The organism is Paraburkholderia tagetis, assembly GCF_022213065.1.
Lineage (GTDB): Bacteria > Pseudomonadota > Gammaproteobacteria > Burkholderiales > Burkholderiaceae > Paraburkholderia > Paraburkholderia tagetis.
Genome location: NZ_JAKLJA010000090.1, coordinates 1 through 8,952, shown reverse-complemented (window position 1 = coordinate 8,952; position 8,952 = coordinate 1). Strand labels below are relative to the sequence as shown.

The 8,952-nt window shown below is 60.5% G+C and carries 9 protein-coding genes, 1 tRNA gene and 1 pseudogene; 6 read left to right on the top strand and 5 right to left on the bottom strand.

Annotated elements, in window-relative coordinates; translation table 11 throughout:
- Positions 1 to 232: 232 nt before the first annotated feature.
- Positions 233 to 484 carry a hypothetical protein gene (locus L5014_RS37985; protein WP_238469001.1) on the top strand — a complete coding sequence of 84 codons (252 nt, stop codon included), beginning with the start codon at positions 233 to 235 and terminating at the stop codon, positions 482 to 484.
- Between the two features lie 101 nt (positions 485 to 585).
- Here the strand turns inward: L5014_RS37985 and L5014_RS37980 are convergent, their stop codons facing one another.
- The 5 genes and pseudogenes from L5014_RS37980 to L5014_RS37960 all read right to left on the bottom strand — a co-directional run bounded on the left by L5014_RS37980 (position 586) and on the right by L5014_RS37960 (position 3,842).
- Positions 586 to 1,668, bottom strand: a complete 1,083-nt coding sequence (locus L5014_RS37980) for an IS630 family transposase (RefSeq protein WP_238469000.1) — start codon at positions 1,666 to 1,668, stop codon at positions 586 to 588.
- A 75-nt stretch (positions 1,669 to 1,743) separates the two neighbouring features.
- Positions 1,744 to 2,022 (bottom strand): annotated as a pseudogene (locus L5014_RS37975) (YkvA family protein); the annotation flags it as partial.
- 247 nt (positions 2,023 to 2,269) lie between these two features.
- Positions 2,270 to 2,346, bottom strand: a tRNA-Arg gene (locus L5014_RS37970).
- Positions 2,347 to 2,541: 195 nt separating this feature from the next.
- Complete coding sequence (locus L5014_RS37965; protein WP_238468999.1) at positions 2,542 to 3,372, bottom strand: undecaprenyl-diphosphate phosphatase; 831 nt, start codon at positions 3,370 to 3,372, stop codon at positions 2,542 to 2,544.
- A gap of 314 nt (positions 3,373 to 3,686) precedes the next feature.
- On the bottom strand, positions 3,687 to 3,842 hold the full coding sequence (locus L5014_RS37960; protein WP_238468998.1) for a hypothetical protein: 156 nt from the start codon (positions 3,840 to 3,842) through the stop codon (positions 3,687 to 3,689).
- A gap of 151 nt (positions 3,843 to 3,993) precedes the next feature.
- On the opposite strand from L5014_RS37960, the gene L5014_RS37955 reads away from it, so the two are divergent.
- The 5 genes from L5014_RS37955 (at position 3,994) to L5014_RS37935 (ending at position 8,672) form a co-directional block, all read left to right on the top strand.
- A complete protein-coding gene (locus tag L5014_RS37955; RefSeq protein ID WP_238468997.1) occupies positions 3,994 to 4,905 on the top strand; it encodes an aldose epimerase family protein in 912 nt (303 codons plus the stop codon).
- 161 nt (positions 4,906 to 5,066) lie between these two features.
- Positions 5,067 to 5,750: a peptidoglycan DD-metalloendopeptidase family protein gene (locus L5014_RS37950; protein WP_338019398.1), complete on the top strand. Its 684-nt coding sequence runs from the start codon at positions 5,067 to 5,069 to the stop codon at positions 5,748 to 5,750.
- A 751-nt stretch (positions 5,751 to 6,501) separates the two neighbouring features.
- Positions 6,502 to 6,810, top strand: coding sequence for a DUF2288 domain-containing protein (locus L5014_RS37945; RefSeq protein WP_238468995.1), 309 nt, complete (start codon positions 6,502 to 6,504; stop codon positions 6,808 to 6,810).
- Complete coding sequence (locus tag L5014_RS37940) at positions 6,807 to 8,162, top strand: MATE family efflux transporter (RefSeq protein ID WP_238468994.1); 1,356 nt, start codon at positions 6,807 to 6,809, stop codon at positions 8,160 to 8,162. Before L5014_RS37945 ends, L5014_RS37940 begins: the two co-directional genes overlap by 4 nt.
- Positions 8,163 to 8,498: 336 nt before the next feature.
- Positions 8,499 to 8,672 carry a hypothetical protein gene (locus L5014_RS37935; RefSeq protein ID WP_238468993.1) on the top strand — a complete coding sequence of 58 codons (174 nt, stop codon included), beginning with the start codon at positions 8,499 to 8,501 and terminating at the stop codon, positions 8,670 to 8,672.
- Positions 8,673 to 8,952: the final 280 nt, after the last annotated feature.

Sequence of the window (8,952 nt, the reverse complement as noted above, 5' to 3'; positions counted from 1 at the left end):
GAATCTGCTCAAACGAGATACGACCACCAAAGCTGGGCTGAAAAACCGAAGGCTCAAAGCCAGCGCCAGTGATCCGTACCGCGAGAAGATCCTCGGCCTTTGAGCTTCATGCGATTGCCCTGATTTTCCGACTGGATTCGAACGCGTTTCGGATTGGTCCGATAGCGATGCCGCTATGCGACTCATAAGCTTTGCAAGTCAATCGCTTACGTCCCAACAGGCTTTCTCTGTCATGACTTACACCATCGCCCTTCGGATTTTTGCCGTGATGCTGGCTCTGTTGTCCATCGGGCTCATGGCCATGATCGCCCAGCATACGCACAAGCCACAGCCCGCCCCCTCCACTCCATCCGTCCCGCACTTCGCCATCCGCCTCGGCGGCACGCCGCGCTGGTCCGAAACCATGCTGCGCGGCGGCATCCTGTGCCTGCTCGTCTCGTTCGTCGTGCTCACGGCCACCTGCATCCTGATCGCCGGTGCCTGACCAAACGCGTTCGGGAGCCGGTCAGGCAGAGAAATATCGATAGCCAAGCCACGCTGTCAGCGCGACGGACGCAGCCCAGACCAACGCAATGACAACGGCAGCTAGTGTTCCGTCCCAGAAATAACTTTGCATAGCCGAGCCACTTTCTGAAGGATGGAATCGGCGGTTGCCGTCCAGACGAATGGACGTTTGTGGTGGTTGTACTGCTCGACATAGCGCTCGATGCTGGCAATCAGCTGGCGCACATTTCTGAAGGAACCGCGCCGGATAGCCTGCTGCGTGATCAGGCCAAACCAGCGCTCCACCTGATTGAGCCAGCTCGAATACGTCGGCGTGAAATGCATGTGATAACGCGGGTGCTTCGCCAACCATGTCTTGACCTTCGGGTGCTTGTGCGTTGCGTAGTTATCGACGATCAGATGCACGTCAAGATCCTCCGGAACCGCCTGGTCAATGTGATTCAGAAATCCCAGGAATTCCTGATGTCGATGACGCGACTTGCATTGCGCGATGACCTCGCCCGTTGCTGTATTGAGCGCAGCAAACAGGGTTGTCGTGCCATGCCGTATATAGTCGTGCGTAACACCTTCGAGATAGCCCAGCCCCATCGGCAACACCGGCTGCGTACGCTCCAGCGCCTGGCACTGACTCTTCTCGTCGACACACAGCACCAAGGCGTTGGTCGGCGGGCTCAGATACAGCCCGACAATATTGCGGACCTTCTCGACGAAGTACGGATCAGTAGAAAGCTTGAAGCTCTTCGAGCGATGAGGTTGCACACCGAACAGCGACAGGTACCGGGCCACCGAGCTCTTCGAAATACCCGTTTGAGCAGCAGCAGAACGCACACTCCAGTGCGTTGCCCCGTCCGGCTTCTCATGCAGCACCTTCGCCAGCAACTCCGCCACGGCTTCATCGTCATGCGCGCGCGGTCGCCCCGGGCGTGCTTCATCATGCAAACCGGCGAGCCCATGCGCGACAAACCGCTTCTTCCAGTGCGTGATCGCGGGCGACGTTACTTCACATTGCATCGCGATTTCCTGGTTCGTATGACCGTCAGCTGCCATCAAGACAATCTTTGCTCGGCGCACCAGCGAATGAGGCAACGAACGCGAGCGGCTCATCGATAACAATTGCTCTCGCTCCAGTTCCGACACCTCAACCTCGATTCCCTTGCGCCCCATGATCGCCTCCTTTCCACTATGGCTCGATCATAAAGCAATGTGAATTTACGCAAGGTTATTTCTGGGACGGAACACTAGACGGCTTACGGGACGTTCCGCAGCAAGAGCCGCCGCCGCGCGGTGTTCGGCCATAATCGCGGGCGGGATGAGTTTGACGACCGCCAGAATACCTAGTGGTACCAGAATCGCGTCGTCCAGATACCCGATAACCGGGATGAAGTCTGGTATGAGGTCGATAGGCGACAGTGCGTAACCCGCAACGCACACGGCTAGCGCCTTCGTATACCAAGGCACCCTGGTGTCTTTTGCCGCGAGGTAGAGAGCATGGGCGTCACGCTTGACCGATCGCGCCCAGGTTTTCAGCTTTCCGGCCATGCGCCCCTTCATCTGTACTTGCTCAGTGGAAACCGGATTTTACAGGGCCGCCGCTCGTGGTCGCACCTTGGAAGGCACAAAGGGCGCTAGCCACCGGCACGCGGTAACACCCCGACGACATGCTCGCAGAGACCGGAATTAATGAAATCCGGTTACATGGCGATTACACGGTCCCGAGAAAACAAAAAGCCCAGTCGCAATGACCGGGCTAAGTGCTTGAAAACATTGGCGCGACAGGAGGGGCTCGAACCCCCGACCCTCGGCTTAGAAGGCCGATGCTCTATCCAGCTGAGCTACTGTCGCGTGAGTGATCTGCGAGGCCGGCGCGCGCATTACGCAACCGAAACGCGGCTTGTACCGGCTCGCACCAAAGGCGCGGACGCAGACGGGCGTGGATTATACCTCGTCCGGCCCGCACCAGCCCTGCCCGATTGAGGTTTCGCGCCGCCCGCAGCCATGCGGTTGCCGACCAGACAAACCGTCAATCCGTCAAATCCATCAAACCGGCTGCGGATGCATCACGAACCAGCCGAGGAAGACCGCGCCCGCGATCACGCAGTACAACCCGAACGAAGCCAGGCGGCCGCGCCCTTCGAAATAGCGCATCAGGAACTTCACGCTCAGCCAGGCGGCTATGCCGGTCAGCACGCCACCCACCAAGGCCGTCATGAGCTGGTCGTGGGCATGAAAGAGCTTGGGCAGTTCGAGCACGCCTGCCGCGAAGATGATCGGCGTGCCGAGCAGGAACGAGAACTCGGCGGCCTTTTCGGTCGTGAGGCCCGCGGCGTTGCCGGCGATCATCGTCAGGCCGCTGCGCGAAAAGCCGGGAATCAGCGCGCCGATCTGCGCGAGGCCCACGAGAAATGCCTGGCGAAACGTGAGCTTCTCGGGCGGGCGATGCGAGCGTGCCCGTTGCAGGCGATCGCCGAACCACAGCAGCACGCCGTTTACCATCAGCGCCGCGGCAACGATCCGCAGGTCATGGAAGATCACCTCGATGCGCTTTTCGAGCGCGAGACCGACAAGACCAGCCGGAATCGTGCCGATGATGAGCGCCCACATCATATGGCCGTCTTCGTTCTTGCGACCCGCGAGCGAAGCGAAGAAGCCGCTGATGAGCGCGACCCAGCGCGCGCGGAAATACCAGAGCAGCGCGACCGCCGTCCCCAGGTGCAGCGCGACGAGGAACGGGAGGAGCTGCGGCGCATGCTTGTCGATATGCATGCCAAAGAGCGGCGGCACGAGCAAGGTATGGCCGAGACTGCTGACAGGGAAAAGCTCCGTGACACCTTGCAGCACACTCAGAAAAAACAGGAACGAGAGACTCACTCGGGGGATCCTCGGGATGGTTGGACAGAGTGCCGGACCATCGCGGGGACGGTGCGGCAAGGCGCACCGATTATGACTGGGCCGTATTACAGCGCCAAGCATCGAGACTCATTTGTCTGAAAAGTTACCGCGTTGCAACAAAATAGCGTAGATGAAAACAGGATTCGTGCAACGGAATGACGGACGGCTTGAACGCGAAGAAGCCAGGTGGATGGCCTGTTCGCGAGAGGGAGGATATGAGCTGAAAGCCGGCGCGAAGTCCGACGAAAGAATATCGAAAGATTCGTAACCCGACGCTCGGTCTGAGTGAGCGATCAGCGGGCGATCTTGTAGAAGAAGTACGCACTGCTCCCGATAAACAAGCTGAACAGTCCCATGCCCATCGCCATGGCGAGATCCATTTTGGCGCCCTCCTTCTTCATTGCCACGTGCGCAATCGCACGATTCAGCGCGATTATGGGCGAGCTCAAGCTTGCGCAACACCCACGATTTCCCGACAAGGGTTTTCACGCATCTGAAAGCGGCGCACAATCCCCGGGCGCCTTGAGCGCCGATGCAGTCACGGCTTTGCGCGCAGCCTCGCCTTTGTTCCCTCCACCCTTCTCGACTCGACGCCCGCCCATGGAATCAAACCCTCAACAGGACATCCTCGAACTCACCAGCGGCGCCTCGACCTTGCGCCTGGCACCGTGGGCCGGTGCGCGATTGCTCTCGTGGCACGTCGACGGCAAGTCCGTCATCCGCTGGCCCGACAACGCGAACTGGGATCAACCGGCGCGCGTGCGTGGCGGCAATCCGCTGCTTTTTCCGTTTCTCGGGCGCCATTTCGTCGATGGCCAGATCGGTCGCTGGCGTGATGCCCAAGGCGTCGTACGCGATCTGCCAACGCACGGCTTCGCTCGCGATCTCCCGTTCACCGCCCAGGTCGACGCCGACGGACGCGGCGTGAGCATGACGCTGGTGGACTCCGCGGCCACGCGCAGCGGCTATCCGTTCGCATTTCGCTTCGAGGCCGCCTACCGGCTCGCCGACGAGCGCACGCTCGACGTCGTGCTCACCGCGACGAACACCGGCGACGCGCCTATGCCCTGGTATGCGGGCCATCACTTCTACTTCGAGCTGCCTCACGGACAGCGCGCGCAAAGCACGCTCGACCTGCCGCCGACGCAGCGCCGCCATCAGTTGCCCGATGGTGCGATCAGCGCCCCGGAGCCCGGCGAGCCGCTGTATCGCCTCGACGATGCCCGCATTCAGGACCGCTTTCACGTGCTCGAGCCGTCATCACCAGTACCGGCGGCTCGATTGATCGCGCCCGGACTCAAACATGCGGTCACGATCGACCTCCATAGACCGGGCTCGCTCCCCTGGTACGCCGTGACGACCTGGACCGAAGCTGCCGACTCCGATTTCTATTGCGTCGAGCCGTGGCTTGGCCTGCCCGATGCGATCCACAATGGCCTCGGCCTGCGTTGGCTCGCGCCGGGCGCAACCGAAACCGCCGCCTTGCGCTTGCACCTCGAGACGCTCGGCTGATATGCGGGGCGTTGCCGCCACACGCTCCCACCTGTCGACAGTCATTGGCCGATTCGTCGGTGGAAATCGCAGGCGCAACGCCAAACCCGCTAGAATTGAATGCTTTGCCGGTACGGCCCCTTCCGGGATAAGCCGCCGGCAGCGTCTTGCGAGGTTCAACGTTGGCAAAGGGATTTAGACGTTTTGCATGCGCGGCGCTCGTCGCGCTGCTCGCGGCGTGCGGATCGGCGCCAGTCGGCCCCGGGTTCTACCGCGTGGAGCGCGGCGACACGGTCAGCAAAATCGCGCGCAGCAACCGCCAGTCGGTTTCGAATATCGTGCGCTGGAACAATCTGCCGAACCCGGATGCAATCGAAGTCGGCCAGGTGCTGCGCGTCGCGCCGCCGGGCGGCTCGTCGGCTGCCGCACAGCGCACCGCGCCGCGCCCGAACACCCCGGACACTCCGGACAACACAAGCACGGCGACAGCACCCGCCTCGACCATTTCGCTCGTCTGGCCGACCACGGGTCAGGTGGTCCGCAACTTCGACGGGCGCGACTCGAAGGGCATCGACATCGCCAACGGTGCCGGTACGCCCATCGTTGCCGCTGCGCCCGGCACGGTCGTGTACGCCGGCAATGGCCTGCGCGGCTACGGCAATCTGCTGATCATCAAGCACGACGGTGAATACCTCACGGCCTACGCGCACAATCAGGCGTTGTTCGTGAAGGAAGGTGAGAGCGTGGCGCAGGGGCAAAAGATCGCCGAAATGGGCAACAGCGACAGTAGTCGCGTGATGCTGCATTTCGAGCTGCGTTATCAGGGACGCTCGATCGATCCGGCTCGCGATTTGCCGCCGCGCTGATCGGTTTCATCAGGACAATACCTTCAAGGCTCGCTCCTGACGCTGCATGGAAAAGCGCAAAAAAAGCCCGGCATGATGCCGGGCTAACGGGGGTTTGGCGCATATCGGCAAAGGACCGGTTTACCATGCGCCGAGTGGCAATCTATCAACGCGCCTCTGACGACGCAATCACTTAATTAGATCGAAAATGTGTCGCGGCGCACGGATTATGGGCAGCGTCAATTTCCGATGACGAATCAGCGCGCCAGCACTACGGTATTAGCGCCTAAAAAGGCGCACTGCAGCGTGCTTTTCACGGTCATTGGGAAATAGCATAAAGGCTTGCGCAGTGGGCGTTTCAGCGTGCCCTCAAGCGTTCCGATGGAAGCGCTTTACGCATCATTATCCCGCACTGCAATATTGCACTTTGGAACCGTGCGCCTGCCTCACCATTTGGTGTCCGAGCGCACAAATAAATGCAATTATTCGCGGGAGCGGGCTTTTTGAAACACCGGATTTTGAGCTCGCGATTGACGTCTTTTCTCAGACGTTTTGCGCATTCGCCTGTTTATGCTTTTGTCCGATTATTAATCACAGACCGATATTATATGCATTTTGTGCCAGATATTAGCATGCTCGGCTATTCCGCTTGCGTGCGTCGTGCTGGCGTACCTCGATCCCTCGATCGACACTCAACACCTGCGTCAGTCAGCAGGCCGCCCGCCCGCAGCCTATCGTTTATAGTAACGGCCGCAACTCAAAGCCCAACACCATGACTACCGACGACACCACTCCTAGCCCGCTCTATACCAAGTTGCTCGGCGAGACAGCCAAGATAGACTGGCAGGATCTCGAACGATTTTTCGCACAGGGTAAGTTGCTCGCGGTCGCGCGCGACCTGGACCTCGTGAGCGTCGCCGAAGCCATCGCAACCGACGACAGCGCACAAGTGACGCAATGGCTCTCCGCCGGCCTCGTCGAGCGCATGCAGGCATCGACCGCCGCCGACTACACCGCCCGCAAGCCGGAGCTTTGGGCTGTCGTGGTTTCACCGTGGGTCTGCGTGCAGGAACGTCGTTGAGCGAGAATCTGGCACTTCCAACGCGCGGTGGCTGGCATCGGCGCGTGTTGGTGCTCGCGTTTCCAATCGTCCTCGCGAATCTCACTCAGCCCATTCTTGGCGCCGTCGATACCGCTGTCGCCGGTCATCTGGGCAGCGCGGCGGATCTTGGCGGGGTGGCACTGGGCGGCCTCTTTTTCAACTGCGTCTTCTGGGGCTTCGGCTTCCTGCGCATGGGCACCACCGGGCTCGTCGCGCAAGCCTTCGGCGCTGACGACCAGTCCGCCTTGCTTGCAAACGTCGTGCGAGCACTGCTGCTCGCCTTCGGCATCGGCGCACTGATCCTGCTGATGCAGTCGCCGCTGATCCACCATGTTCTCAAGCTAATCGGCGGCAGCGACGAAGTACAGCACAATGCACGTCTCTATTGCCATGCGCGCATTGGCTCTGCCCCCTTCGCGCTAGCGAACTATGTCGTGCTCGGCTATCTGCTTGGCACACAGCGTGTGCGTATCGCGCTGCTTTCACAGGTGCTCATCAACGTCGTCAATGTGATTGCCGTGCTCGCTTATGTCTACGGATTGGGCTGGGGCATTGCGGGAATTGGCGCAGCGACGGCCACTGCAGACACCATTGGCTTCGCGTTCGGCGCTGCGGTACTTTGGCGTCTACGGCCGCGCGGCCTGGCGCCGCTCGCGTGGCGTACGGTCGTCGAGCCGGAGGCGCTCAGGCGTCTCGTGGCAATCAATCGCGACATCTTTTTGCGGACGATGTGCCTGCTGGGATCATTCGGCTGGTTTGCGCATGTGGGCGCAAGGCAAGGCGATGCGATCCTTGCAGCCAATGCGCTGCTGCTCAATTTTCAGACTTTCATGGCGTACGGGCTCGACGGCTTCGCTCACGCGACTGAAGCGCTCGTGGGCGCGGCGATCGGCGCCCGCGATCGCGACGCCTTTCGGCAAGCAGTGAAGGTGAACCTGTTCTGGGCAGCACTGGGTGCATTCGGATTTTCGGCGGTTTATTGGGGCGCCGGCACGTGGATCATCGACAAGTTGACCGATCAAACCGCCGTGCGCGCTGCCGCGCAAGCCTTTCTGCCGTGGGCAGCGCTCTCTCCACTCGTTTCCGTGTGGGGTTTCCTGCTCGACGGTGTGTTCATCGGCGCCACGCGCACACGCGAGTTGATGCAGGCAATGGCCGTCTCGCTGGTCATCTTCCTCGGCGCTTCGTGGGCGCTCGTTGGCCCGTTCGGCAATCACGGGCTCTGGATCGCGCTGCTGATCTTCATGGCGGCGCGTGGCTTGACCCTGTCCCCGTTATTACCCCGCATCACTGGCGCTATTCAACCCGTCAAAGTGCAACAGGCGCCCTGAGGCGCCTAGTTGCCGTCCGCTGACGAGTTATTGCGCCGGCGGCGTTTCGATCATCATCGGAGGACGATCGTCGGTCGGAACACCGTGATAATCCGCAGGATCATGGGGCGGCGGCCCATGATGCTTGCTCGTACCATCATTGGCACAAGCGGAAAGCAGTATGGCCATTGAGATGACCAGCCAGGCACGTGACATCAACGTAAACTCCCTAGAAAATGTTGCTGTGCAGCAGTCTAACGTGTGACTCGTACATTTAACGGCTCGCGATCATGGCTATTTTTTTCTGTCTGGCTCTGTCCTAAGATGCTTACATGGCTGCAACCGAAGGAGGCTGCCATGGATGCCGAAACTATTGCGGGTCTGATCGGTCTTGCTGTCGGTCTGCTGGTTCTGCTCGGGCTATCGATTTTTGAATCGCGTGCCTACAAGCAGGAGCACGACGGTGAAGGCATGATGCACCACTGGCTAGTCGAGCATCACGTGCTCGATCGTATGCATCGCAGACACTGAGCTAACGCCCGGGGCCCTCAAATGGTCCCCACGCACTCGGTGTGCTTTCTTCTTGCGCGGCTGCGCTTGCCAGCCGTGAGAATGATTGTGTCATTACGATCTTGGGCGACCCTGAGAGAGTTTGGCACGCCTGCTGAAACCTCCCGCGCTCCCGCGCGCAAACGCCAGAACCCCGGTGCTCTTTCGGAGCGACCGGGGTTCTGGACGTACTGCATAAGGAGCCTGACGATTACCTACTTTCACACGGGCAATCCGCACTATCATCGGCGTGGAGCTGTTT

Excerpts from the sequence above, each read along its gene's own strand:
- L5014_RS37985 (WP_238469001.1), top strand. The coding sequence starts at position 233 with ATGACTTACACCATCGCCCTTCGGATTTTTGCCGTGATGCTGGCTCTG.
- L5014_RS37980 (WP_238469000.1), bottom strand. The coding sequence starts at position 1,668 with ATGGGGCGCAAGGGAATCGAGGTTGAGGTGTCGGAACTGGAGCGAGAG.
- L5014_RS37955 (WP_238468997.1), top strand. The coding sequence starts at position 3,994 with ATGGAATCAAACCCTCAACAGGACATCCTCGAACTCACCAGCGGCGCC.
- L5014_RS37945 (WP_238468995.1), top strand. The coding sequence starts at position 6,502 with ATGACTACCGACGACACCACTCCTAGCCCGCTCTATACCAAGTTGCTC.
- L5014_RS37935 (WP_238468993.1), top strand. The coding sequence starts at position 8,499 with ATGGATGCCGAAACTATTGCGGGTCTGATCGGTCTTGCTGTCGGTCTG.